A 22,748-nucleotide genomic window follows, 5' to 3' on the forward strand; every position below is an offset into this window, starting at 1 on the left:
CCGGCGGCCCTACCATCCGGGCATGTCCCCGCCGGTCGCGGGGGTCCTGACCTGGAGAGACGCTGCCCGTGACTGCGCATGTCCCCCGGCTCGCCGCCCACCTGCGGGCCCATCCTCGTCTGCTCGCGGCGCTGGTCACGGGCATGGCGGCGGCCTGGCTGCTGCCGGCCACGTCCGCGCTGATCACCCGCAGCCTGATCGGCTGGAACGTGACGGTGTGGCTCTACCTGCTGCTGGCCGGCCTGATGATGCTGCAGGCCGATCACCTGCGGCTGCGGCGCATCGCCGTGGCCCAGGCCGAAGGGGCGGCCACCGTGCTGTTCATCGTGATCGTGGCGGCGATGGTGAGCCTGGCGGGCATCGTGGTCGAACTGTCGGCGGCCAAGGTGCCGGGCGCCCGGCATGCCCTGCCGCACATCGCCCTGGCGCTGGCGACCGTGGCCGGTTCGTGGCTGCTGGTGCCCACCATGTTCGCGCTGACCTACGCGAGCGTGTACTGGCGCACGCCCCATGGCAGCGGGCTGCGCTTCCCGGAGGCCGATCCGGCCTTCCGGCCCGATTACGGCGATTTCCTCTACGTCGCCTTCACGATCGCCGTGGCCTCGCAGACCGCCGACGTCAGCATCACGAACCCGCCGATGCGTCGCCTGGTGCTGCTGCAGTCGCTGCTGTCCTTCCTGTTCAACACCGCCATCCTGGCGTTCTCGATCAACATCGCGGCGAGCATGTTCTGACGCGCGGGCATGGCCCGCTCAGCCGGGCGGCGTCGGCGGGGTCGACCCGCCGCCCGTGCCGTCCAGCGACCACCAGGCCGGCAGCAGCGCACGCACCTCGCGCCGCGCGAAGCGCTCGTCCAGCAGGTGCACCACCCCGCGGTCCTGCGGCGTGCGGATCACGCGGCCGGCGGCCTGCACCACCTTCTGCAGGCCGGGATAGAGGTAGGTGTAGTCGAAGCCGTGGCCCAGCAGCTGGTCGATGCGCTGGCGCATCTGCTCGTTGACCGGATTGACCTGCGGCATGCCCAGCGTCGCGACGAAGGCGCCGATCAGCCGGTCGCCCGGCAGGTCGATGCCTTCGGCAAAGGCGCCACCCAGCACCGCGAAGCCCACGCCCCGTCCGCCGGGAACGAAGCGCGCCAGGAAGGCCGCCTGCTCGGCTTCGCTCATGCGGCGCGACTGGCGCCACAGCGGCAGCCCCGGATGCCGCGCCTCGACGCAGGCGAGCACCTGCTCCAGGTAGTCGTAGCTGCTGAAGAACGCCAGGTAGTGGCCGGGGCGCTCGCCGTACTGCTGCGCGATCAGGTCGGCGATGCGCTCCAGCGAGGCGGCACGGTCCTTGTAGCGGGTCGACAGCCGCCGGGCGATGTGCACGGCCAGCTGGCCGCTGTCGAACGGGGACTCGACGTCGATCTGCGCCGTGTCCTGCGGCAGCCCCAGCAGCTCGCGGTGGTAGTGCCCCGGCTGCAGCGTGGCCGAGAACAGCGTGCTGCTGTGCGCGGCGGCCCAGCGCGGCGCCAGGAAGCCGGCCGGCACCACGTTGCGCAGGCACAGCGTCACCGCCAGCCCGCTGCGGGTCAGGTCCCACAGCGAATGGGGGCCGTCGCTTTCGGCCAGCCGGGTCAGCGCCAGGGTGTCGAGCAGGAAACCCTGCAGGTCGGCGTCGACCTCGGTCGGGTGCTCGGCCAGGTGCTCGTGGATGGCCGAGTGGGCCTGCTGCAGCGCCTGCAGCAGCGCCTCCGGCGCCTCGGCCAGCAGCTGGTGGTCCTCGGGATGGGCGCCGAGCAGCGCCTTCCAGCGTTTCTGCAGCCGCTGCAGCGGCAGGCGCAGCGCCGGGGGCGCGGTGTCGCGCACCCGCTTGAGGCTGGCGGCCTCCAGGCTGGCGCTGTACATCGAGCGGGCGCGGTCGACCAGGTTGTGCGCCTCGTCGACCAGCAGCGCCACGCGCCAGTCCTGCGTGGCGGTCAGTCCGTGCAGCAGCGCGCTCGAGTCGAAGAAGTGGTTGTAGTCGCCCACCACCGCGTCGCTCCAGCGGGCCAGCTCCTGGGTCAGGTAGTAGGGGCAGATCGTGTGGGTGGCGGCCAGCGCGCGGACCGTTTCGCGGTCCCACGCCGGCAGCGCGAGGGCGGCCTCGCGTGCGGCCCCCAGGCGGTCGTAGAAGCCCCGGGCCAGAGGGCAGGACTCGCCGTGGCAGGCCCGGTCCGGGTGTTCGCAGGCCTTGTCGCGTGCCACCAGCTCCAGCGTGCGCAGCGGCAGGTCGGCACTGCGGCGCAGCGTCTCCAGCGCGTGCAGCGCCATGGCCCGGCCCGAGGTCTTCGCGGTCAGGAAGAACACCCGGTCGATCCGCTGCGCCGGCATCGCCTTGAGCAGCGGGAAGAGCGTGCCCACCGTCTTGCCGATGCCCGTGGGCGCCTGCGCCATCAGGCAGCGCCCGGCGCGCGCGCCCTTGTAGACGGCCTCGGCCAGCGGCCGCTGGCCGGGGCGGAAGTCCGGGTGCGGAAAGCGCAGCGTCTCCAGCGAACGGTCCCGGTCGCTGCGGTGCAGTGCCTCCTGCGCCGCCCAGGCCAGATAGGCCCGGCAGCGCTGCTCGAAGTGGGCCTGCAGCGCCGCCGCCGGCGCCCGCTCGGTGAACACCGTCTCCTGCTGCGTGCCGATGTCGAGGTAGGCCAGCGCCAGTTCCACCTCCGCGAGCCCCTGCTGCGCGCACAGCAGCCAGCCGTAGATGCGCAGCTGCGCCCAGTGCAGCGCGCGGTGGTTGGCGGGCTGCCGGTCGAGCCGGCCGCGGTGGGTCTTGATCTCCTCGAGCCGCTGGCGGGCCATGTCGTAGCCGTCGGCCCGCCCGCGCACCCGCAGCGTGCCGAAGTCGCCGCTCAGCGGCAGCTCGGCCTGCCAGGCCGGGCCGCGGCGGGCGGCCACCAGCGCATGCCCCTCCTGGCCCTCGAGCGCGGTGGGCGAGGGCGTGAAACGCAGGTCGAGGTCACCCGCCTTGGCGGTGAACTCGCACAGCGCCCGCACGGCGACGGTGCACGTCGGCGTGCAGGGGTCGTTCCCGGCGGAGGTCATGTCGTCACCGGCGCGGCCGGGCGGGGCGCGAGGAAGTGCTCCCGGGCCGCCTCGGTGATCGCCGCGACGCAGGGGTGGGTGATGCGCCGCTCGACGGAGATGGCGAAGAACTCCTCCACCAGCACCCTCGACTGGCCGAGGATCTCGACGCCGTACTGCTCGCAGGTCTCGGCCTCGAGCACGGTGGGTGACATGAAGATCCCCCGGCCCTCGGCGCCGAAGGCCTTCAGCAGCGCCGCATCGTCGAACTCGCCGACCAGCCGCGGGCGCAGCCGGTGTTCGGCCAGCCAGATGTCGAGCCGCTGCCGCATCGCCGAGGTGGCGCCCTGCACCAGCATCGGCGCGCCCTCCAGGCAGGCCGGAAACTCGCCCTGCAGCGCATCCCGCAGGGCCGGCGTGGCGAAGAAGCTCATCGCCGTCGTGCCCAGCGCGTGGCTGAAGGCCTTGACGCTGAGGTTCTTGCCCATGGCCTCGTCGGCGATGACCAGGTCGAGCCGGTGCACCGCCAGCTGGGCCAGCAGGTCCTGCAGCTTGCCTTCATGGCAGATCAGGCGCACCGGATCCGGTCCGTCCAGCGCCGGCTCCAGCAGCCGGTAGGCGATGGACTTGGGCACCTGGTCGGCGATGCCGACCCGGAAGTCGAGCACCGTCTCGCGGTGGCGCACCTTGCCGATCGCGGTCTCCAGCTCGGTGCCCAGCGCGAAGATCTGGTCGGCATAACCGAGCGCCACCCGGCCGTCGTCGGTCAGCTCGAGCCGGCGCCCGCTCTTGCGGAACAGCGCACAGTCCAGGCTCTCCTCCAGCAGCTTGATCTGGGTCGACAGCGTCTGGGGCGTGGTATGCAGCTGCTCGCCCGCGCGCATGACCCCGCCGGCCTTGGCCGTGGCCCAGAAATAATAGAGGTGCTTGAAGTTGATCACTTCTGTTTTTCAGATCTGATGATTCTTGATATTCGACTTTACGCGAAGTGTTGGAGCCGCTAGATTTCGTCACCATGGAACTCCTGCTCGACCCCAACCTCTGGATCGCATTCGCGATGCTGACCGCCCTGGAAATCGTCCTGGGCATCGACAACATCATCTTCATCTCCATCCTGGTCGGGCGATTGCCACCCGAACAGCGTGACCTGGCCCGCCGCCTCGGCCTGGGCTTCGCGATGGTCTCGCGGCTGCTGCTGCTGTTCTCGCTGAGCTGGGTGATGGGCCTGACCGCCGACCTGTTCACCGTGATGGGCACGGGCATCAGCGGACGTGACCTGGTGCTGCTGTTCGGCGGCCTGTTCCTGCTCTACAAGGCGTCCCACGAGATCTTCGTCGAGGTCGAGGCCCGTGAGCAGCAGGGCCCCGATGCGGGCGAGACCCCCGCAGCCAAGAGTGCCGCCGGCAAGAAGGCGCTGCTGGGCATCGTCGGCCAGATCGCGGTCATCGACATCGTGTTCTCGCTCGACTCGGTGATCACCGCCGTGGGCATGGTCGACCAGATCGGCGTCATGGTGGCGGCCGTGGTGACCTCGGTGGGCGTGATGCTGTTCGCTGCCAAGCCGATCGGTGACTTCGTCGACGCGCACCCGTCCGTCAAGGTGCTGGCCCTGGCCTTCCTGGTGATGGTGGGCATGGCGCTGACTGGCGAAGCCTTCGACATGCACATCCCCAAGGGCTACATCTACGGTGCCATGGCCTTCTCCCTGGCGGTCGAGGCGCTCAACATCCGTGCCCGCACCAAGCGCCTGCGCCTGGCCCAGGCCGACGCGTCCTGATCCTCGTCGTTCCAACCTTCAAGGAAACATCATGAACAATGTCCAGTCCTTCCACTTCGGCCATGCCGAGGTATCGGTTGCCGAGCGCAACCGGACGCTGCGCAACACCTACTGGCTGCTGGCGCTGTCGATGGTGCCCACGGTGCTCGGCGCCTGGATCGGCGTGGCCACGGGCATCACCCGCGCCATGTCGCCGATGATGGGCATGATCATCTTCATGGCCGGCGCCTTCGGCTTCATGTTCGCCATCGAGAAGACCAAGAACTCCGCCGCCGGCGTGCCGGTGCTGCTGGGCTTCACCTTCTTCATGGGCCTGATGCTGGCGCGCCTAGTCGGCACCGTGCTGGGCCTGGCCAACGGCACCAGCCTGGTGATGACCGCCTTCGCCGGCACCGGCGCGATCTTCCTGGGCATGGCCTCGCTGTCCTCGGTGATCAAGCGTGACCTCAGTGCCATGGGCAAGTGGCTGTTCATCGGCGCGATCATGATGATGGTGGCCGGCATCGCCAACATCTTCCTGCAGTCGAGCGCGCTGATGATCACGCTGACGGTGCTGTCCATCGGCATCTTCTCGGCCTTCATCCTGCACGACCTCAAGCGTGTCCAGGACGGCGAGGAAACCAACTACATCACCGCCACGCTGGGTGTCTACCTGAGCATCTACAACGTGTTCCAGTCCCTGCTGATGCTGCTGGGCATCTTCGGCGGCAAGGACGAGTGAGGCCGGGGCGGCAGGGCCTCAGCCGCCATGGCGGTTGGGGTCCCGCCAGGCCCGCTCGAAAGGCAGCCGCCAGGCGTGCGGCGCGATGAGCTGGTGGATGGACTTCGGTCCCCACGAGCCCGGCGCATAGAGCCGCACCGGCGGCGGCGCCTCCAGCAGATGGGTCGACACCTCCCACAGGCGCTCGATGCCCTCGGCGGTGGTGAACAGCGTGCGGTCTCCCCGCATCGCGTCGAGGATCAGGCGCTCGTAGGCCTCGAGCACATCGCCGATCAGGCCCGTGTCGTGCATCGCGAACTGCAGGCTCAGCTTGTCCAGTCGCATGCCCGGCCCGGGCCGCTTGCCATAGAAGGACAGCGACATCTTCGAGGCGTCCGCCAGATCGAAGGTCAGGTGGTCCGGGCCCTGCGCCCCGACGCCCGAGCCGGCCGGGAACATGCTCTTGGGCGGTTCCCGGAAGGCGATCGAGATGATGCGCTGCCCCTCGGCCAGGCGCTTGCCGGTGCGCAGGAAAAACGGCACGCCGGCCCAGCGCCAGTTGTCGATGAAACACTTCAGCGCGATGAAGGTCTCGGTCTCCGATTCGGGATCGACCCCCTCCTCGTCGCGGTAGCCGGTGTACTGCCCGCGCACCACGTCGTGCGGCTGGATCGGCAGCATGCTGCGGAAGACCTTGTTCTTCTCCTCGCTGATGGGAGCGGGCTCCAGCGCGGTGGGCGGCTCCATCGCCATGAAGGCGAGGATCTGGAACAGGTGGGTCACCACCATGTCGCGGTAGGCGCCGGTCTGCTCGTAGAAGCCGCTGCGCTTGCCCAGGCCCAGGGTCTCGGGCACGTCGATCTGCACGTGGTCGATGAAGTTGCGGTTCCAGATCGGCTCGAATAGGCCGTTGGCGAAGCGGAAGGCGAGGATGTTCTGCGCCGGCTCCTTGCCCAGGAAGTGGTCGATGCGGAAGATCTGCTCCTCGGCGAAGACCTCGTGCAGCCGGGCGTTGAGCGTCACCGCGCTGGCCTTGTCGGTGCCGAAGGGCTTTTCCATGACGATGCGCGAGCGCTCCACCAGGCCGGCCTCGCCCAGCAGGCGCACCGCCGACAGCGCGGCGCTGGGCGGCACGCTGAGGTAGTGCAGCCGGCGGCTCTCGCCGCCCAGCGACATCTCGGCCCGGTCGACCGCGGCCCGCAGCGCACCGGCACCGGCGGCCAGCGGCACGTAGTCCAGGCTGCGCGCGAACGCCTCCCAGTCCGGCTCGGTCAGCGTGCGGCTGGAGAACTCCTCGAGCGCGCCGCGCGCGGCCTGCCGGAAGCCCTCGACGTCCATCTCGTCGAGCGAGACGCCGATGATGCGGCAGCCCGGGATGAACCCGGCGCTCGACAGGTGGTAGAGCCCGGGCAGCAGCTTGCGCCGGGCCAGGTCGCCCGTCGCACCGAACAGCACCACCACCTGCGGGTAGCGCGGGCCCACGCCCGGGGAAATCTTGGCCACTGTGTGCTCCTCGTCATCGGGATGAACGGCGCCCGCCCCGGGCGCATCGGAACACCCGGTCAGCAAGTCCTGGGCCTGAAGGTCCCGCACGGCGGGTCAGATCGGCAGCGTGTAGACCTCGGCGGCGGCCCGCTCTTCGGCGCTGTGGCCTTCGAGCGCATGGTCCCATTCCGGTGCCGTGGCACCCCGGATGGGCACCAGGCCCTGGGTCAGGCGACTGGCTTCCTCGGCCCCGGCATCGAACTCGGCGGCGACCGTCCGGTTCTCGAGGAACAGGCGCACGACCGTCGAGCCACCCGAGTCGATGAGCACGACGTAGCGCGCCGGGGGCCGGTGCGGGGTGCTGCTGTGCTTGCGGGGCAGTTCGCTGCCAAAACCGTGGTCCATGGTCGCACCTCCTGGTCGTGTCGTCGTGCCGTGCCGTTCAGCTCCGTTCCCCGGAGATGTAGTGCTCGAGCTGCTCGATGATGAACCGCTGCTCGGAGATGATGCCCTTGACCAGGTCGCCGATGGAGATCAGCCCCAGCAGCTGGCCGTCGGCCATGACGGGCAGGTGGCGCAGCCGGTTGCGGTTCATCAGGACCATGCAGTCCTCGGTGGTGTGCTCCGGGCCCACGTACATCACGGCCGAGGTCATGATCTCGTTCACCCGGGTCTCCTTGGACGAGCGCGACAGCAGCACGACCTTGCGGGCGTAGTCCCGCTCGGTGACGATGCCGACGACGTCGGGGCCCTGCGTCACGAGCAGCGCTCCGACGTTCTTTTCCGCCATCAGCTTGACCGCCTCGAACACCGACGCCGCGGGGCCGATGCAGTGCACGGTCTGATGGGGCTTGGACTTGAGCAACTCGGCAGCGGTCTTCACGGCACTCTCCTCGGTGATCAGGATCGCTCTAGTTAAGCATCTCTCGGGGGTGTTGTCGATGCGGATGTCTGCCGGTTGAATTCACCCCGGACTGCCCGGCGTTTCACGGCGCGGCGCCGAACACCCCGCCGTCCTGCTGCCACTGCTCCAGCACGGTGCCGCAGGGCTCGCCGGCGGCGTCGAAGCTGCGCTCCTCGAAATGCACCCGGCCGTCGCGCGCCATGATCAGCACGGTGCTCGAGCGGGTGCCGTGTTCCGCGCCGACGACGAACGGGGCCGAGCGGCGCTCCTCCTCCGCCGCGTCGAGGCCGGTGTCGGGCAGGCCCGCGCGGGTGGTGCCGCGGTCGGCCAGCATCAGGAAACCGGCCGCGGCGATGTCCTGCGGGCTGAGTTCGTCCTGCGGCACGGGCAGCTGCAGGCCGCGGCGGGCGAGCACGTCGCCGATGCGCGGGTAGCCGTCGACCAGCGTGACGAAGCCGCCGGTGCCCTTGACGTAGGCGCCGAACACGGTGTCCAGGCGCTCGGCGTTCGGCCAGCGCTGGTCGATCAGGCCGTTGCCCAGCACGTGGATGCCCTCGGTCAGCGGCAGCGAGACCCGCGCGCGGGTCGCCGCGTAATGCGCCTGGCGCGGGTTGCCCACGATCAGGTTGAACGGCGCGTACGGACCCTTGTCGCGGGCATAGCGCCGGGCGTGCACGACCGGCTCTTCGCCGGAGCCGAAGAACTCGACGGGCAGCCGGCCCCGGCTGGGCGTGCCGGGCTCGACCGGCGTGGTGTCCCGCAAGGGCGTGACCATCGCGAAGCGGCCGTCGTGGCGGTTCACGCCCAGCCAGGTGCCGCCACCCGCCAGGTCCCGCCCGGCGAGCAGGCCGTCGTGCCCGGGCCACCAGGCCGCCGGTGCGGTCGGGCGGTCGTGGCGCTCATCGCGGTTGCACAGCACGATCAGCGGGAAGTCGGGGTGGGCGCGCCAGGCGATGCTGATGAGGCTCATGGGGTGATCTCGCTCGAGGTGGAAGGGGGTGGCGCGCCGGTTCAGCAGGGTGCGGGCAGGGCCCGGGTGGCCACGGCCAGCAGGCGCACGCCGGTGTGGCGGATGCCTTCGTCCGTGCGCACGCGCACCAGCTCGGCCGCCACCTCGGAGCGGGCCCGGGCACGCAGGTTGAACGGGGTCTCGGGCAGCTGCCGCAGGAAGCGGCCCCAGCGACCGGCCTGGACAAATTCGATCGCGGCGTTGACGGAGGGGTGCACGGTCACGTCGGCCTGCGCCTCGATCCGCACCCGCTCGAACCCGGCCTCGTGCAGCAGCGCCTCGAGGCCGGTGGCGTTGACTGCCTGCCCGAGGTCCTCGGCGGCCGGTGGATGGCGGTCGTAGGGCTTGCGGGCCAGCACCGCGGCCGTCGCGGTGTCCACCGGGTGGGGATGGTCCCGGCATGGCGTCACCAGGCCGAGTCGCCCGCCCGGTCGCAGCACGCGGTGCAGCTCGTGCAGGACCTGCGCCGGCTCGGGCCAGGTGTGCAGCAGGTCGTTGGCGACGACGGCGTCGAAGCAGCCGGCCGGAAAACGCCCCAGCGTCGTGGCCGAGCCCACCTGCACCCGCACATGGGGCCGGGCCCGCTGGTGCGCGATGGTCACGTGATACGGCGACGGATCCAGGCCCAGCACCTCGCCACCCGGGCCCACCACCTCGGCCAGGTGCTCGCTCAGCAGGCCGGTGCCGCAGCCCAGCTCCAGCACGCCGCCGCCCTGCAGCGGCCCGAGCGCGGCCACCAGGGCCCGACCGGCCTTCAGGTGGCGGTCGGTGACGATGCGCGCGAAATGCTCCGCCAGGTCAGGCGGGGGCTGGGTGGCGGGACCGGGTTCCGGAGGGCTCATGGCCCATTGTTGGGCCGCAGGAGAGTCGTGGTGTCGTGGTCGGGATCCGGGCGGGTCAGATCCAGCCCAGCGCCCCCATCAGCGCGCCGGCTCCCAGCAGCCACAGCAGGTGCACCCGCGTGCGCCAGACCAGCCCGGCCGACACGGCGGTCACCAGCCACACCGGCAGGTGTTCGAGCGGCGCGCCCAGGCCCAGGTCCAGCACCGTGGCGGTGGCCAGCATCATGCCGATCACCACCGGTGCCATGCCCTGCTTGAAGGCCCGCACGCCGCGGTCCTCGTGGTGGCGCCGGGCCCAGCGGGTGGTCAGCAGCGTCAGCACCGAGCTGGGCAGCAGGATGGCCAGCAGGCTGAGCGCCAGGCCCAGCAGCGCGAGCGGCAGGCCGCCGGCGTTGAGGCCGACGTGCCAGCCGACCAGTCCGATGAACAGCACGTTCGGCCCGGGGGCGGCCTGCGCCAGCGCGACCGACGCGCTGAACTGGCCATCGCTGAGCCACTGGTGGTCCACGACCAGGCGGCGCTGCAGGTCCGAGGCCACGGTGATCGCCCCGCCCACCGACAGCAGCGACAGCAGCGCGAAGTGGCCGGCGAAGACCAGCCAGTCGAATCCGTCCAGGTGCACCCCGTTCATGGCCGACCCCCGGCACCGGGGCGCACCGCCTCCAGGCGGGCGAGCCGCCAGGCCACCAGCAGGCAGGCCGGGCCGCCCAGGCCGAGCAGCACCCAGGGCAGCGGCAGCCGCAGCACCGCGATCGCGACGAACACCAGGGCGGCGATCAGCGCCGCGGCCGGTCGGCCCAGCACATGGCGGTGCAGCGCCGTCGACAGCTTCAGCGCGGTGGCGACGATCAGGCCGGCGGCCACCGCGCCCATGCCCCGCAGCGCCCCTTGCACCTGCGGCAGGTGCTGGTAGTGGGCGAAGCCCAGCACCAGCACCATCAGCAGCAGCAGCGGGAAGACCAGCAGCCCCAGCATCGCCGCCGCCGCGCCGCGCCAGCCGAAGTGGCGATCACCGAACATCAGCGCCAGGTTGACCACGTTGGGGCCGGGCAGCACCTGGGCGACGGACCAGTCCTCGACGAAGCCCTCGCGCGTCAGCCAGCCGCGGCGCTCGACCAGCTCCCGCTGGATCACGGCCATCACGCCGCCGAAGCCCTGCATCGCGAGCAGGGAGAAGGCCAGGAAGAGCTCCCGGCAGGACCCGGGTCGCGGGCGGTCGGGCAAGGTCGGTGCGGAGGGACTCATGCGGAAATGGTAGCCGGGTCGTCCCCGGCGGCCCGGCGGCAGCGGGGCGTCCCTCAGAACAGGTGTCGCAGGCCCAGCTCCAGCCCGGTCGAGCGGCCACCGGCCTTCAGGCCGGCCGGCCCACCCGGCAGCAGCAGCTGCACCGCGTTGTTCGAGCGCACCCGCGTGTTCTGCGCGGTGCCGAAGGCACTGCGGATCGGGCCGGTCTGGCTGTCACCCGCCGCGCAGCAGCTCTACCCGCTCTTCCTGGAGATGAAGAAGGCCAGGCCCTCGCGGGCCCGCGGCGGCGCCTCGACGCGGGCCGCTGCGGGCTGAAGCCCGGCCGGGGCTCAGTGCCGGAGCGCCCCCGGCCGGTGGCCCGGCTCGTCGGGCGGCGCGGCGGTGGCGGCCCCCGGTCGGGCCAGCCCGTGCAGCACCTGTTGCGCGTCCAGCGAGCGGATCGGCACGGACAGGTCCCGCGGCAGCCGGCCCTGGGCGATCAGGCTCTCGTAGCGCAGCGCGCACACCCGCAGGAAGGAGCTGAAGTTGCCCACCGCGCCCCGTTCGGCCACCAGCTCGTCGTAGAGCCGCTCGATCAGCTGCACCACGCCCATGCCGTCACGCCGGGCGATCTCGTCGAGCACGTCCCAGTAGAGGTTTTCCAGCCGGATGCTGGTCACCACGCCGTGCAGCCGGACCGAGCGGGTGCGGCTGTCGTAGCTGGCGGGGTCGGCACTGATGAAGATCCTGCACATCTGTTCACGCTCCTGGGATCCATCGGCCTGCCGGAGGGATTGAACTCTTTTCCACCAGACCCATCTGACATGGCCGGATCGCAGATCCGGTGGCAGTTTCTGCACTTTATTCCAACGCACCACCCCACTGACGGAGATACACGAATGGGTCTGTTCGACATGTTCAAGAGCGACACCGGCGACAAGATGACGCCCCACCTCGCCTTCACCACCGCGCTGATCTACATCATGTCGGCCGACGGCGAGATGGACAGCGAAGAGGTCGGTCACCTGCTGTCCGTGCTGGGCGGCCAGGACGACGGCAAGGGCACGATCGGGGTCGGTGCCCAGAACCAGGCCCTGCTGGACGCGGCACTGAAGTACCGCCGGAAGAATTCGCTCGAGACCTTCCTGGCCGAAGCCGCTCCGCTGCTCAGCGATGCCCAGAAGATGTGCATCATGGTCAACCTGATCGACTCCTCGCTGGCCGACGGCCAGCCCGAGCCGGAAGAGCAGGCGATGTTCGCCAAGTTCCTGAGCGCCTTCGGCATCAGCGAGGAGCGTTTCCGCCCCTTCTTCGAGGTCATCATGCTCAAGGCCGACCGCACGGTCTTCACCAACCAGAGCCACCCGAAGAACCAGCCGGGCTACCAGGTCAAGCTCGCGCTGAACTGATCCCCGGCTTCACGCCTCACGCCTCACAGCGTGATGCGTGTGCCCAGCACCACCAGGAACTGGCCTATCCAGGCCGGGTGCGCCGGCCAAGCCGGCGCGGTGACCAGATTGCCGTCGGTGATGGCCTGGTCGACCGGGATGCCGACGTACTCGGCGCCGGCCAGTTCCACTTCCACCTGGCAGGCCGGATAGGCCGACACCCGCCGGCCCTTGATCAGGCCCGTGGCCGCCAGCAGCTGCGCGCCGTGGCAGACCGCCGCCACCGGCTTGCCCTCCTCCAGGAAATGCCGCGTCATGGCCACCACGCTGGCGTGCATGCGCAGGTATTCGGGCGCCCGACCACCGGGGATCACCAGCGCGTCATAACGGTCCACCTTCACGTCGGCGAAGCCGAAATTGAGCGTGAAGCGGTGGCCGGGCTTTTCGCTGTAGGTCTGCGCACCCTCGAAATCGTGGATCGCCGTCATCACGAAGTCGCCGGCCTTCTTGTCCGGGGCGACGGCGTGCACCGTGTGGCCCACGGCCTGCAGTGCCTGGAAGGGCACCATGGTCTCGTAGTCTTCGGCGTAGTCGCCGCACAGCATCAGGATCTTGCTCATGGCTCGTCTCCGGGGTCAGTGGGAAGGACGAGTCCATTGTCGAAAACCCGCCGCCACGGCGGGTAGTAGCCGCCTGTGGTCGAAACTGGGGTTCTCCCTGAGTGGATCAGGCCACCCGCAGTGCCGGCCGGCTGCCGATCGCCGGCGGCACGAACAGGCCGGCGCGGTCGGTCGGCAGGGCCGTGACCCCGGCCCCGAGCCGCCCCTTGCGCCGATGGTCGCTGGGTGCATGGCCGAACAGCGCCCGGTAGGCCTTGCAGAAGTGCGACGAGGACTGGAAGCCGCAGGCCACGGTGATCTGCATGATGGGAGCGCTGCTGTGGGTCAGCAGCTCGCGGGCGCGGCGCAGGCGCAGGTTCATGTAGTGCTGCGCCGGGTTCATGCTGTAGTAGCGGTGGAACAGCCGCTCCAGTTGGCGCAGCGAGATGCCGGTGGCCGCGGCGATCTCCGACAGCGTCAGCGGCTCCTCGATGTTGGCGGCCATCAGCTCGGCGGCCTCGATCAGGTGCTCGTAGCCCGGCCCGATGCACTCGGGCTGCGGCAGGCGCTGCTGGTCGGTCGGGGCGCGCACCCGGTCGACGATGAACTGCTCGGAGATGTCCATCGCGAGCTTGTTGCCGTGGTGGCCGCGGATCAGGTGCAGCATCAGGTGCAGCGGCGCGGTGCCGCCCGACGCGGTGCTGCGGTCGCGGTCGATCAGGAACACCTCCTGGGCGAAATGCACCTTCGGGAAGGCCTCGCGGATCGCCGCCAGGTTCTCCCAGTGCACCGCGCAGCGGTAGCCGTCGAGCACGCCCGCGGCCGCCAGCGCATGGGTGCCGGTGCACAGCGAGCCCAGTGCCTGGCCGCGCGAGGCGCGGCGCCGCAGGTCGGCCCGCACCAGCTCCGTGGTGGCGCTCTGCACCTCCACGCCCCCGCAGACGAACATCAGCTCGCAGTCGTCGAGTGTCGACAGGCTCGCACCGTGATCCACCCTCAGGCCGTTGCTGGCCTCGACCAGCTCACCGCCCGAGCCCACCACGGTCCAGCGGTAGAGCTCGCGCCGGCTGAGGTAGTTGGCCATGCGCAGGGCCTCGAGCGCGTTGGCGAACGCGATCATCGAGTAGTTCTGCAGCAGCAGGAAGCCGATGTGCCTCGGCGGTGGAGCTTCGGTGCGCGGGGTAGGGGCCATGGCGGGTGCGGTGTTGAGCGTGGACATCGAGGCGGCGGCGGGTCCGGGCGGGCGCTCAGCGTTCGACCTTGACGGTGCCGAAGCTTTCGGTCAGCCGGTCGAGGATGATGGCCAGCAGCACCACGGCGAGCCCGCTCTCGAAGCCCAGGCCGATGTCCAGGCGCTGGATGCTGGCGAGCACGTCGTTGCCCAGGCCGCCCGCGCCGACCATCGAGGCGATGATCACCATCGACAGCGCCATCATGATGGTCTGGTTGACCCCGGCCATCAGCGTGGGCAGGGCGATCGGCAGCTGCACCTTCCACAGCAGCTGCAGCGAGGTGCAGCCGAAGGCCTGGCCCGCCTCGACCTGCTCGGCGTTGACCTGGCGGATGCCCAGGCTGGTCAGGCGCACCACCGGCGGCATCGCGAACACGACGGTGGCCAGGATGCCCGGCACCCGGCCCAGGCCGAAGACCATCGCCGCCGGGATCAGGTAGACGAAGGCCGGCATGGTCTGCATGAAGTCCAGCACCGGGCGCACCAGCGCGTTGAAGCGCTCGCTGCGGGCGCACAGGATGCCCAGCGGCACGCCGGCCACCAGGCTGATGATCGTGGCCGAGAACACCAGGGCCAGCGTCACCATGGTCTGGTTCCAGAAGCCGGTGATCGTGATGATCATCAGGCTGACGGCGACGAAGAGGCCGAACTTCCAGTTCAGCCGCCACACGCCCAGCGCGACGAACGCCAGGATGCCGATCCACGAGGGCAGGGCCAGGAAGGCGCCCTCGATCTGCTCGGCAAAGCCCTCGACGATCGCGCCGATGGCGTCGAAGAACGAGCCGCCGTGCTCGAGCATCAGCTTGACGCCGTCGTTGACCAGCGCACCCAGCGGCAGCATGCCCTTGGTGTCGCCCAGCAGTTGGTTCAGGAAATCAGCAGACATGGCGGGTACTCGCGATCTTGACCAGCAGGCTCTTGGGCGTGATGCAGCCCAGCAGGTGTTCGGCGTCGTCGAAGACGCTCACGGGTTGATCCAGACCAAGCACGGTCTTCATCGCGTCGGGCAGAGTGGTAGTGGCCGGAAGTCTGGTCATGCCCTGGATGAACGGAAAATCGGCCGACGGCATCGCACTGTCGACCAGGTCCGCCGCGGTCAGGTAGCGCGAGGTGTCCACCCCCTTGAAGAAGCGGCGCACGTAGTCGTTGGCCGGTCGGGTCACGATCTCGTGCGGCGAGCCTTCCTGCACCAGGTTGCCCCCTTCCATGATGGCGATGCGGGTGCCGATCTTCAGCGCCTCCTCCAGGTCGTGCGAGACGAAGAAGATGGTGCGGCGCTGCTCGCGCTGCAGGTCGAGCATCAGGTCCTGCATCTCGTTGCGCTTGAGCGGGTCCAGCGCCGAGAAGGCTTCATCCATCAGCAGGATGTCCGGGTCCACCGCCAGCGCCCGGGCCAGCCCGACCCGCTGCTGCATGCCCCCCGACAGCTGCGACGGGTACTTCTGCGCATAGGTCTTCAGCCCCACCTGCTCGAGCGCGTCCATCACCTTGCGCTTGTAGTCCAGGCGCGCCATGCCGGCGATCTCCAGACCGAAGGCGACGTTGTCGAACACCGTGCGGTGCGGCATCAGCGCGAAGCTCTGGAACACCATCGCCACCCGCTTGCGGCGCCAGCGCACCAGTTCGCCCTCGGGCAGCCTGGCCACGTCCTGGCCGTCGATCGTGATCGATCCGGCGGTGGGCTCCACCAGCCGGTTGATCAGCCGGATCAGCGTCGACTTGCCCGAGCCCGACAGGCCCATCAGCACGTAGATGTCGCCGGCATTGACATTGAAGCTGACCTTGTTGACCCCCACCACCTGGCCGGTGCGCTGGAAGATGTCGTCCTTGCCGACACCTTGGCGCAGCAGCGCCAGGGCCTGCTCGGGACGAGGGCCGAAAACCTTGGTCAACTCGCGTACCTGAATCTTGGGTTCAGACATCCTGGCCTCCTCGGGCTGTTTGAATTCGGTGGGGTGCCGTCATGTTCGCAAACCCTGTGCCATTGATGCACCATGTTTGCCCTCGTGTCATGGACGGCGCTCCGCGAACGCCCCGACGGATCGGGGCGGTGTGCATCACATCGTGGGCAGCCCGCACGGTCACGGTGCGCGCTGCCGGGTTCATGGGCCGACCGTGCTCAGCGGTCGAGTTCCAGATCGCTCAGCGGCTGGCTGCAGCAGGGCAGGAACCAGCCCTGCGCGACTTCGCGCGGGCGCAGTCCGCCACCCTGCTGCATCTGCACCTCGCCGGACAGCTTGCGGGTGCGGCAGGTGCCGCACACGCCGTTCGAGCAGGAGAAGGGCAGCCGCAGCCCGGCCCGCTGGGCTGCCTGCAGCACCGTCTCGCCGGCACTGCAGGCAAACCGTTCGCCGCGCTGGCGCAGCTGGATCTCGAAGGTCGGCGCCTCGGTCGGCGCCGGGGCGGCGGCCTCGCCGCTCGACGGCGAGCTGCCCTCGAGGGCCGGGGCCTCAAATGAAAAACTCTCTTCGTGGTAGCGGGCCATGTCGAAGCCCAGCGTGCTCAACATGGTGCGCACGGCGGCCATGAACGGTGCCGGTCCGCAGCACCACACCTCACGCTCGAGCAGGTCGCCGACCTGGCCCTGCAGCAGCGCCGGGCTCAGGCGGCCGAGCAGGCCGGTGTAGCCGGGCTGATCGCCGCGCTGCTCGCAGACCACGGTGGCCCGCCAGCGGGGAAGCGTGCGCGCCAGCAGCGTGATCTCCTCGGCGAAGACCACGTCGCGCGGCGTGCGGGCGGCATGGATGAACTGCACGTCGGCATCGAGGCCCAGGTCGGCACAGGCGCGTGACATCGACATCAGCGGCGTGATGCCGCTGCCGCCGCTGAGGAAGAGCTGGCCCCGCGCCGGCACCGTCACCGGCCCGGGCGCAAAGCAGCTGAAGTCACCGGCCGGACCGGTGGCGCTCAGCCGCATGCCCGGCTGCAGGTGGTCGTGCAGCCAGTTCGACACCACCCCGCCCGGCACCCGCTTGACCGTGATGGTCACCGTGTCCGGCCGCGTCGGGCTTGAGCACAGCGTGTAGCAGCGGTGCAGGCGCTCGCCGCCGATGTCCAGGGCCAGCGTGATGAACTGGCCCGGGCGGTAGCGGAAGCAACGGGGCTCGACCGACCGCAGCACGAAGCTGCGCACGTCGTGGGTCTCGTCGCGCACCTGCACGCAGGTCAGCCATTCGTCGTCGACGGACCAGGCGGGAGCGGGTGAAGCGGCCAGGTCGGGTGCGGAGCTGTTCATCGGCGTGGACTCGTGCGTGAAAGTCGTGGAGGGCGGTCGGTCGGGTCGGGCGTCAGCGCAGCGTGCTCACGCCGGCGCGCAGGCGATCGACATACCAGGCGCAGAACTTCTCGACCAGACCTTCCGTGTACGGCGAGTAAGGACCGGGCTCGTAGGCCCGGCTGGCCACGCCGATCTGCGATTCCTCGACGAGCCGGCGGTCCTGGTCGTTGGTCGCGTTCCACACCCGGGTCAGGTTCTCGACCGTGTAGTCGACACCTTCGACCGCATCGCGGTGCACGCACCAGGTCGTGCGCACCAGCGTGCGGCCCGGACCGACCGGGATGACCGAGAAGCTCACCACGTGATCGCTCATGAAGTGGTGCCACGAGTTCGGCTGGGTCCAGAACGACAGGCCGCCCAGCGCCTTGTCCGGGAAGTCGGCCAGCAGCTTCTTGCAAGCCACCTCGGTGCTCATCGTCTGCGACTGGCCGGCGCGGTCCAGCGGCAGGCGCTGGGTGCGGAAACCCGAGACCATCGAATCCAGCGTCTCGATCTCGGCGCTGGGCAGGCCCATCGCTTCCCAGCGGGCGTGGCTCTCGCGCACGATGCCCTCGAAGCGCGCCAGGCCCTCGGCATTCTGCGGACCGGGCTGGTAGCCGAAGCCGTGCTCGAACAGCGAGATCGTCAGCTCCGGATGGTTGCCCACGCAGTGGTAACACTCGCGGTTGTTCTCCATCGTGAGCTTCCAGTTGCTCTGCTCGATCAGGTCGACCTGCGCCGCGACCTTGCATTCGTTCAGGCGGTGCGGCGCCATGTAGGGGCGCATGCGCTCGGCCAGCTGATCGAAGTCCTGCGGCGGCTCGTCGGCCAGGCAGATGAAGAGCAGGCCTTCGAGGTTGCGCAGGTGCACGGGTTTCAGGCCGTGGCTGCGGCGGTCGAAGCTCTCGCCCATGTGGTCCGCATGGATCAGCTGGCCTGTCAGGTCATAGGTCCATTGGTGGTACGGGCAGACGATGTTGCCCAGGCTGCCCTGGTGGGCCTCGCACAGGCGCGAGCCGCGGTGGCGGCAGACGTTGTGGAAGGCCTGCACCTGCATGTCGTCGTCGCGCACGATCAGGATCGAGTCGTGTCCCACATCGACGGTGATGTAGTCGCCGGCCTCGGGCACCTGCGGCGCCACGGCGACGAAGATCCAGTGGCGGCCGAAGATCAGCGCCATGTCGGCCTGGAAGATCTCGTCGCTCAGGTAGAACGGCGCCTCCAGGCTGTAGCCCGCGCGGCGGCGTTCCAGCAGCTCGCGCAGCGCGGCGGTGGAGGTGCCGGCGGCGGCGTTCGGGTTCGGTTGCAGGGTGATCGGTTGGGTGGGCATCATGGGCTCCCTGGTCATGTGTTCAAGAGGTGGGAAAACGGGATCGGTCGTGGCTTCAGGGCGCGACCAGCGCGAGCTGGCGCAGGTGCTCCAGCAGGACACGTGCCTTGTCGTCGGTCGAGCCGGCACGCACCACGGTGCTGCTGCTGGCCGCGGGGGTGCCGGAGCCGGTGGCGCGTGCCATGCGGGCCGCGCCGCTTTCCTGGCGCTCGGCCTGCAGGGCCCGCAGCTGGCGGCGCGCGGGCGTCGGCTGCCAGGCGGGTTCGGCCCGTGGCCCTGGCGTGGCCGGGGTGGTCACGGCGAGAGTCTCGATGCGACCGCGCCGGGCCGCATCCCAGGCGTGACGCTGCGGCAGGTCCTCGCGCAGCGCCAGGCGGGCGCTGGTGACCAGCACCGCGCGGGTGCCGGCCTGCAGGCGCAGCTGGCGGCGGGCGCCCCGCGGCAGCGCCTGGCTCAGCAGCCAGCTGCCGTCGGTCATCGGCTGCAGGTCGATCACGTCGGCGATCAGCAGGTGGCCCAGGCGGTGAGCCAGTGCATAAGGCAGCAGGCCGCTGGCGGCGCCGGATTCGGCCCGTGCGCCGGTGAGCACCAGCGTGCTCGTGCGGCAGGCCGTGGCCAGCGCCTCCAGCACGTCGATCGTGCTGCCGTCCGGCGCGGCGAGCTGCACGATCCGGCCCGTTCCCTGCGCCAGGTAGGCGCGTGCCACCGACTCCGGCATCGCGCCGGCGGTGCACAGCACCGGCTCGCCCTGCGGGTGGCGGGCCTGTGCCAGCGCCACGGCGGCGGCATCGGCGCGGCTGGGGGTCGCCCGGCCGCTGACGGGGTCGATGCGGCTGCTGACCAGCACGGTCAGCAGCGCATCCTTGATGCCGGTGTTCATGGCAGCGCCTCCTTCGCACGCCGTTCGGCGCGCACCTGTTCGAGCATCGATCGCATCAGCGCCTGGGCGTCCTCGACCACGGTCAGCTCGGCCCGGCGCACCATCGGGGCCGCCGCATCGGTGTTGACCGCCATCACGTGCCGGCATTCGCGGATGCCCTGCAGGTGCTGAACGGCCCCGGAGATGCCGAAGGACAGATAGCCGCGTGCCTGCACCGTCTTGCCGGTGGCGCCGATCTGCTGCGGCCGGGTGAAGCGGCCGTCGTCGACGGCCACGCGCGATGCGCCGATGGCCGCGCCCAGCGCCTCGGCCAGCTCGTGGAACAGCGCCACGTCGGTCACGCCGTTGCCGGCGGCGACGATGAACTCCGCCTCCTCCAGCGCGATCTGGCGGGCCTGGCCGGCGACGATGCCCAGGTCGGTCAGTCCGGCCGGGCGCAGCGCCTGCGGTGCCGGCAGCTCGATGCGTTCGCCCAGGCCGGTGCAGTGCAGGGCCGTGCGCGCGACCTGGCGGGCCAGCAGCAGCAGTGCGGGCAGCGGCGCGAGGGCATCGCCCGGGGCGCTGTCGGGTCCGCCGGTGCAGCGGCCGAGGTGGCGGATGCGCACCTGGTCCGCATGGATCTCGACCACCGGGCCGGCCAGCACCAGGCCCTGCACGACGGCCAGGCGTCGACCGAGGTCGGCGTCCGCGCCCCGGTCGGGCAGCAGCGTGTGGCGCGGGCTCAACGCCGTCCAGCGCGCCCGCACCACCTCCAGCAGCGCCTCGGGCGAGGTGCCATCGTCGACCGGCAGCTGCTCGATCCGGTCCACCCCCAGCGCGGCGGCTTCGTCGCCCACGCTGAAGCCAGGGCCGACCGGCGCGATCAGTACCACCGCCTCGTCCGGGCGGGCCAGCAGCACGGTGGCCGCGATGGTCTCCCGGGCATGCTCGTCCAGGCTGCCGCGGTCGGTGTGGGCGATCACCAGCAGGCAGCCGCGGGCCGGGGCGCTCAGGCGCTGCGGCAGCGTGGCGGCGCCGTCGCCGGCCAGGCGACCGGGTTCACGGTCACCCCGTTCACTGCCCAGCACGATGCGGCGCCGACCCAGCGGCGTGATCAGTGCCGGGCGGCGGGGATCGATGCGGCGGGTCATGCTTGCACCTCCAGGGAGCGGGCCACCAGTTCGGCGATGTCGAGCACCTCGGGGCGTGGTCCGACCACCCCTTCGAGCATGGCCGTGCACTGCGGGCAGGCCACGGCGAGCAGGCCGGCGCCGGTGGCACGGGCGTCGTCCATGCGCAGGTCGGGGATGCGCTGCGTGCCCGGGATGTCGGTGCACGGGGCCCCGCCGCCGCCGCCGCAGCAGCGGGCGTTCGTGCCGTGGCGCTCCATCTCGACGACCCGGATGCCGATGGCCTTCAGCGTGCGGCGAGGCGCTTCGGTCTGGCCGTTGTAGCGGCCGAGGTAGCAGGGGTCGTGCAGCGTGACGGTCGTGTCGGCCGGCGGCGCGGCGAGCGGTTTCAGCGCCCCCCGCTCGAGCAGATCGGCCAGCAGCTCGCTGTGGTGCCAGACTTTCGTGCCGCGGGCCAGGTGGGCGCTCCAGGCGGCGTCGAAGGCCGGGTATTCGTTGCGCAGCGCGTGCAGCAGGTGCGGGTCGGCGGTGACCAGGTGGCTCGCCGGATGAGCCTGGAGCGTGTCGATCAGCTGCCGTGCCAGGCGCTGGTAGCCGGCCTCGTCCCCCAGGCGGCGGGCGACGTCGCCGCAGTCCGTCTCGGCCGCGCCCAGCACCGCCGGGGTGATGCCGCCGGCCTGCAGCGACTGCACCAGCGCCCGCAGCGTGCGCTGGCCGCGCAGGTCGAAGCCGGACTCGCCGGCCAGCAGCAGCCACTCCACCGACTGGCCGGCGCGTGCCACCGGCAGGTTCAGGTCGGTGGCCCAGTGGTAGCGTGCCGACAGCGGGTGGCGGCCCTGGGTGTCGGTCTCGCGCAGCGCGGCCAGCACCTCCTGGCCCTTGTTGGGCACCGTGCCGCCCACCAGGGTCAGGTGGCGGCGCAGGTCGACCACCAGGTCCACCTGCTCGATCAGCATCGGACAGGCCTGCACGCAGGCGCGGCAGGTCGTGCAGCTCCACAGCGTGTCGGCGCCGATCAGCCCGGGCACGATCGCCGCGTCGGGACGGCCCTGGTGCTCACCCGTCGGACGGCCGGGGTAGGGGTTGCCGTGGTAGCTCGCGTCGCTGCCGCCGGACATGCCGGTGACCAGGTCCTGCACCAGCTTCTTCGGGTTCAGCGGCTGGCCGGCGGCGTAGGCCGGGCAGGCCGCTTCGCACTTGCCGCACTGCACGCAGGCGTCGAAGGACAGCAGGCGGTTCCAGGCCAGGTCGGCCGGACGGGCGACGCCGGGCGCGTCGGTGGCCAGATCCAGGGCCTTCAGCGCGCTGGCCGGGCGCCGGGCCGCGGGGCCGACGGGCTGGACGTCGAAACGTTCCGGACGGGGATGCAGGCCCAGGTGCAGCAGCCCGGCGATCGCGTGTTTCATCGGTCCGGCCAGCCCGACGCCCAGCGCCAGTTCGGCGGCACCGACGGCCAATGCGCCGGCGCACAGCCCCGCCCACCACGGCGCGATCTGGCTGCTCCACAAGGCACCGGCGGCCAGCAGCGCCGCACCGGTGGCGCCCAGCGCCAGGGTCCACGGCAGGCGATCCCACGGGCCGTGCGACACCCGTGCGGCCACCGCGGCCTGGCGGCGGCGGGCCGCCATCATCAGCGTGCCGGCCAGCATCAGCAGCGCGGCGGCGACCAGCGCCACGTCCAGCAGCACCCAGCGCAGCCGCAGGCCGTCGTTGAGCGCGACCAGCGCCAGGCTGGCCAGCGCGCCGCCGGCGACGGCGACATGGGCCCGCGCGGCCAGCGGCTCGCGCACCACCACCGCATGCAGGTCGACGAAATAACGTTTCGGGATGGCCAGCAGGCCGCTCCAGGCCACCGGGGCGGCCCGGCCGCTGCGCCACAGCGTGGCGCGGCGGGCCGTGCCGATCAGCAGCGCGACCACGGCCAGCCAGAACACGGCCGTGACCAGATCACGCCAGACGAGCTCGGAGGTCAGCAT

The 22,748-nt window shown here is 70.8% G+C and carries 24 protein-coding genes; 5 read left to right on the plus strand and 19 right to left on the minus strand.

Features of this window, described 5'->3' with window-relative positions:
* Positions 1 to 143: 143 nt before the first annotated feature.
* A complete protein-coding gene (locus C7444_RS00590) occupies positions 144 to 734 on the plus strand; it encodes a DUF1345 domain-containing protein (protein ID WP_110399141.1) in 591 nt (196 codons plus the stop codon).
* Between the two features lie 18 nt (positions 735 to 752).
* Here C7444_RS00590 and C7444_RS00595 read toward each other — a convergent pair whose 3' ends face one another.
* Positions 753 to 3,059 (minus strand): ATP-dependent DNA helicase, encoded by a 2,307-nt coding sequence (locus C7444_RS00595; protein WP_110398880.1) that lies wholly within the window; start codon positions 3,057 to 3,059, stop codon positions 753 to 755.
* Positions 3,056 to 3,976 (minus strand): transcriptional activator NhaR, encoded by a 921-nt coding sequence (gene nhaR / locus C7444_RS00600; RefSeq protein WP_110399142.1) that lies wholly within the window; start codon positions 3,974 to 3,976, stop codon positions 3,056 to 3,058. Before nhaR ends, C7444_RS00595 begins: the two co-directional genes overlap by 4 nt.
* A 77-nt stretch (positions 3,977 to 4,053) precedes the next feature.
* Here nhaR and C7444_RS00605 point away from each other — a divergent pair, with 77 nt between their 5' ends.
* Both C7444_RS00605 and C7444_RS00610 read left to right on the plus strand, forming a co-directional pair.
* The gene (locus C7444_RS00605; protein WP_110398881.1) at positions 4,054 to 4,815 is read left to right on the plus strand and encodes a TerC family protein; all 762 of its coding nucleotides are present in this window, start codon (positions 4,054 to 4,056) and stop codon (positions 4,813 to 4,815) included.
* Positions 4,816 to 4,846: 31 nt separating this feature from the next.
* On the plus strand, positions 4,847 to 5,536 hold the full coding sequence (locus tag C7444_RS00610) for a Bax inhibitor-1/YccA family protein (protein ID WP_110398882.1): 690 nt from the start codon (positions 4,847 to 4,849) through the stop codon (positions 5,534 to 5,536).
* A gap of 18 nt (positions 5,537 to 5,554) precedes the next feature.
* Here the strand turns inward: C7444_RS00610 and zwf are convergent, their stop codons facing one another.
* The 7 genes from zwf to C7444_RS00645 form a co-directional block, all read right to left on the minus strand.
* Positions 5,555 to 7,018, minus strand: a complete 1,464-nt coding sequence (gene zwf, locus C7444_RS00615; RefSeq protein ID WP_110398883.1) for a glucose-6-phosphate dehydrogenase — start codon at positions 7,016 to 7,018, stop codon at positions 5,555 to 5,557.
* 96 nt (positions 7,019 to 7,114) lie between these two features.
* Positions 7,115 to 7,405 carry a hypothetical protein gene (locus tag C7444_RS00620; protein ID WP_110398884.1) on the minus strand — a complete coding sequence of 97 codons (291 nt, stop codon included), beginning with the start codon at positions 7,403 to 7,405 and terminating at the stop codon, positions 7,115 to 7,117.
* Positions 7,406 to 7,442: 37 nt separating this feature from the next.
* A complete protein-coding gene (locus C7444_RS00625) occupies positions 7,443 to 7,883 on the minus strand; it encodes a CBS domain-containing protein (RefSeq protein ID WP_110398885.1) in 441 nt (146 codons plus the stop codon).
* A 103-nt stretch (positions 7,884 to 7,986) separates the two neighbouring features.
* Positions 7,987 to 8,874: an NRDE family protein gene (locus C7444_RS00630; RefSeq protein WP_110398886.1), complete on the minus strand. Its 888-nt coding sequence runs from the start codon at positions 8,872 to 8,874 to the stop codon at positions 7,987 to 7,989.
* A 41-nt stretch (positions 8,875 to 8,915) separates the two neighbouring features.
* Complete coding sequence (locus C7444_RS00635; protein WP_110398887.1) at positions 8,916 to 9,755, minus strand: class I SAM-dependent methyltransferase; 840 nt, start codon at positions 9,753 to 9,755, stop codon at positions 8,916 to 8,918.
* A gap of 55 nt (positions 9,756 to 9,810) precedes the next feature.
* Complete coding sequence (locus C7444_RS00640; RefSeq protein ID WP_110398888.1) at positions 9,811 to 10,386, minus strand: chromate transporter; 576 nt, start codon at positions 10,384 to 10,386, stop codon at positions 9,811 to 9,813.
* Positions 10,383 to 11,000: a chromate transporter gene (locus C7444_RS00645; protein ID WP_110398889.1), complete on the minus strand. Its 618-nt coding sequence runs from the start codon at positions 10,998 to 11,000 to the stop codon at positions 10,383 to 10,385. Before C7444_RS00645 ends, C7444_RS00640 begins: the two co-directional genes overlap by 4 nt.
* 147 nt (positions 11,001 to 11,147) lie before the next feature.
* On the opposite strand from C7444_RS00645, the gene C7444_RS20140 reads away from it, so the two are divergent.
* Entirely contained in the window at positions 11,148 to 11,315 is a 168-nt protein-coding gene (locus C7444_RS20140; RefSeq protein ID WP_170130581.1) for a hypothetical protein, read from the plus strand.
* 14 nt (positions 11,316 to 11,329) lie between these two features.
* On the opposite strand, the gene C7444_RS00650 is transcribed toward C7444_RS20140, so the two are convergent.
* The gene (locus C7444_RS00650) at positions 11,330 to 11,734 is read right to left on the minus strand and encodes a ribbon-helix-helix domain-containing protein (protein WP_110398890.1); all 405 of its coding nucleotides are present in this window, start codon (positions 11,732 to 11,734) and stop codon (positions 11,330 to 11,332) included.
* A gap of 144 nt (positions 11,735 to 11,878) precedes the next feature.
* Here C7444_RS00650 and C7444_RS00655 point away from each other — a divergent pair, with 144 nt between their 5' ends.
* Positions 11,879 to 12,388 (plus strand): TerB family tellurite resistance protein, encoded by a 510-nt coding sequence (locus C7444_RS00655; RefSeq protein ID WP_110398891.1) that lies wholly within the window; start codon positions 11,879 to 11,881, stop codon positions 12,386 to 12,388.
* 23 nt (positions 12,389 to 12,411) lie between these two features.
* Here the strand turns inward: C7444_RS00655 and C7444_RS00660 are convergent, their stop codons facing one another.
* The 9 genes from C7444_RS00660 to C7444_RS00700 form a co-directional block, all read right to left on the minus strand.
* A complete protein-coding gene (locus C7444_RS00660; protein ID WP_110398892.1) occupies positions 12,412 to 12,987 on the minus strand; it encodes a DJ-1/PfpI family protein in 576 nt (191 codons plus the stop codon).
* A gap of 106 nt (positions 12,988 to 13,093) precedes the next feature.
* Positions 13,094 to 14,185 (minus strand): GlxA family transcriptional regulator, encoded by a 1,092-nt coding sequence (locus tag C7444_RS00665; RefSeq protein ID WP_110398893.1) that lies wholly within the window; start codon positions 14,183 to 14,185, stop codon positions 13,094 to 13,096.
* A gap of 28 nt (positions 14,186 to 14,213) precedes the next feature.
* Positions 14,214 to 15,038: an ABC transporter permease gene (locus tag C7444_RS00670; RefSeq protein ID WP_110399143.1), complete on the minus strand. Its 825-nt coding sequence runs from the start codon at positions 15,036 to 15,038 to the stop codon at positions 14,214 to 14,216.
* A gap of 34 nt (positions 15,039 to 15,072) precedes the next feature.
* Positions 15,073 to 16,119, minus strand: a complete 1,047-nt coding sequence (locus tag C7444_RS00675; RefSeq protein ID WP_110398894.1) for a quaternary amine ABC transporter ATP-binding protein — start codon at positions 16,117 to 16,119, stop codon at positions 15,073 to 15,075.
* A 197-nt stretch (positions 16,120 to 16,316) separates the two neighbouring features.
* Positions 16,317 to 17,432 carry an FAD-binding oxidoreductase gene (locus tag C7444_RS00680; protein ID WP_110398895.1) on the minus strand — a complete coding sequence of 372 codons (1,116 nt, stop codon included), beginning with the start codon at positions 17,430 to 17,432 and terminating at the stop codon, positions 16,317 to 16,319.
* 52 nt (positions 17,433 to 17,484) lie between these two features.
* Entirely contained in the window at positions 17,485 to 18,783 is a 1,299-nt protein-coding gene (locus C7444_RS00685; protein WP_110399144.1) for an aromatic ring-hydroxylating oxygenase subunit alpha, read from the minus strand.
* Positions 18,784 to 18,838: 55 nt separating this feature from the next.
* Positions 18,839 to 19,663: a hypothetical protein gene (locus C7444_RS00690; protein WP_110398896.1), complete on the minus strand. Its 825-nt coding sequence runs from the start codon at positions 19,661 to 19,663 to the stop codon at positions 18,839 to 18,841.
* Entirely contained in the window at positions 19,660 to 20,793 is a 1,134-nt protein-coding gene (locus C7444_RS00695) for an electron transfer flavoprotein subunit alpha/FixB family protein (RefSeq protein WP_110398897.1), read from the minus strand. Before C7444_RS00695 ends, C7444_RS00690 begins: the two co-directional genes overlap by 4 nt.
* Entirely contained in the window at positions 20,790 to 22,748 is a 1,959-nt protein-coding gene (locus C7444_RS00700) for a DUF3483 domain-containing protein (RefSeq protein WP_110398898.1), read from the minus strand. Before C7444_RS00700 ends, C7444_RS00695 begins: the two co-directional genes overlap by 4 nt.

It is taken from the genome of Sphaerotilus hippei, assembly GCF_003201595.1.
Lineage (GTDB): Bacteria > Pseudomonadota > Gammaproteobacteria > Burkholderiales > Burkholderiaceae_C > Sphaerotilus > Sphaerotilus hippei.

Bases quoted from the DNA above. Each gene is read 5' to 3' on its own strand.
- C7444_RS00700 (WP_110398898.1), bottom strand. From the start codon at position 22,748: ATGCTGACCTCCGAGCTCGTCTGGCGTGATCTGGTCACGGCCGTGTTC.
- C7444_RS00655 (WP_110398891.1), top strand. From the start codon at position 11,879: ATGGGTCTGTTCGACATGTTCAAGAGCGACACCGGCGACAAGATGACG.
- C7444_RS00595 (WP_110398880.1), bottom strand. From the start codon at position 3,059: ATGACCTCCGCCGGGAACGACCCCTGCACGCCGACGTGCACCGTCGCC.
- C7444_RS00690 (WP_110398896.1), bottom strand. From the start codon at position 19,663: ATGAACACCGGCATCAAGGATGCGCTGCTGACCGTGCTGGTCAGCAGC.
- C7444_RS00605 (WP_110398881.1), top strand. From the start codon at position 4,054: ATGGAACTCCTGCTCGACCCCAACCTCTGGATCGCATTCGCGATGCTG.
- C7444_RS00645 (WP_110398889.1), bottom strand. From the start codon at position 11,000: ATGAGTCCCTCCGCACCGACCTTGCCCGACCGCCCGCGACCCGGGTCC.
- C7444_RS00680 (WP_110398895.1), bottom strand. From the start codon at position 17,432: ATGAACAGCTCCGCACCCGACCTGGCCGCTTCACCCGCTCCCGCCTGG.
- C7444_RS00660 (WP_110398892.1), bottom strand. From the start codon at position 12,987: ATGAGCAAGATCCTGATGCTGTGCGGCGACTACGCCGAAGACTACGAG.
- C7444_RS00675 (WP_110398894.1), bottom strand. From the start codon at position 16,119: ATGTCTGAACCCAAGATTCAGGTACGCGAGTTGACCAAGGTTTTCGGC.
- C7444_RS00620 (WP_110398884.1), bottom strand. From the start codon at position 7,405: ATGGACCACGGTTTTGGCAGCGAACTGCCCCGCAAGCACAGCAGCACC.
- C7444_RS00640 (WP_110398888.1), bottom strand. From the start codon at position 10,386: ATGAACGGGGTGCACCTGGACGGATTCGACTGGCTGGTCTTCGCCGGC.
- C7444_RS00665 (WP_110398893.1), bottom strand. From the start codon at position 14,185: ATGTCCACGCTCAACACCGCACCCGCCATGGCCCCTACCCCGCGCACC.
- C7444_RS00685 (WP_110399144.1), bottom strand. From the start codon at position 18,783: ATGCCCACCCAACCGATCACCCTGCAACCGAACCCGAACGCCGCCGCC.
- C7444_RS00610 (WP_110398882.1), top strand. From the start codon at position 4,847: ATGAACAATGTCCAGTCCTTCCACTTCGGCCATGCCGAGGTATCGGTT.
- C7444_RS00670 (WP_110399143.1), bottom strand. From the start codon at position 15,038: ATGCTGCCGCTGGGTGCGCTGGTCAACGACGGCGTCAAGCTGATGCTC.
- C7444_RS00630 (WP_110398886.1), bottom strand. From the start codon at position 8,874: ATGAGCCTCATCAGCATCGCCTGGCGCGCCCACCCCGACTTCCCGCTG.
- C7444_RS00635 (WP_110398887.1), bottom strand. From the start codon at position 9,755: ATGAGCCCTCCGGAACCCGGTCCCGCCACCCAGCCCCCGCCTGACCTG.
- C7444_RS00590 (WP_110399141.1), top strand. From the start codon at position 144: ATGGCGGCGGCCTGGCTGCTGCCGGCCACGTCCGCGCTGATCACCCGC.
- C7444_RS00695 (WP_110398897.1), bottom strand. From the start codon at position 20,793: ATGACCCGCCGCATCGATCCCCGCCGCCCGGCACTGATCACGCCGCTG.
- C7444_RS00650 (WP_110398890.1), bottom strand. From the start codon at position 11,734: ATGTGCAGGATCTTCATCAGTGCCGACCCCGCCAGCTACGACAGCCGC.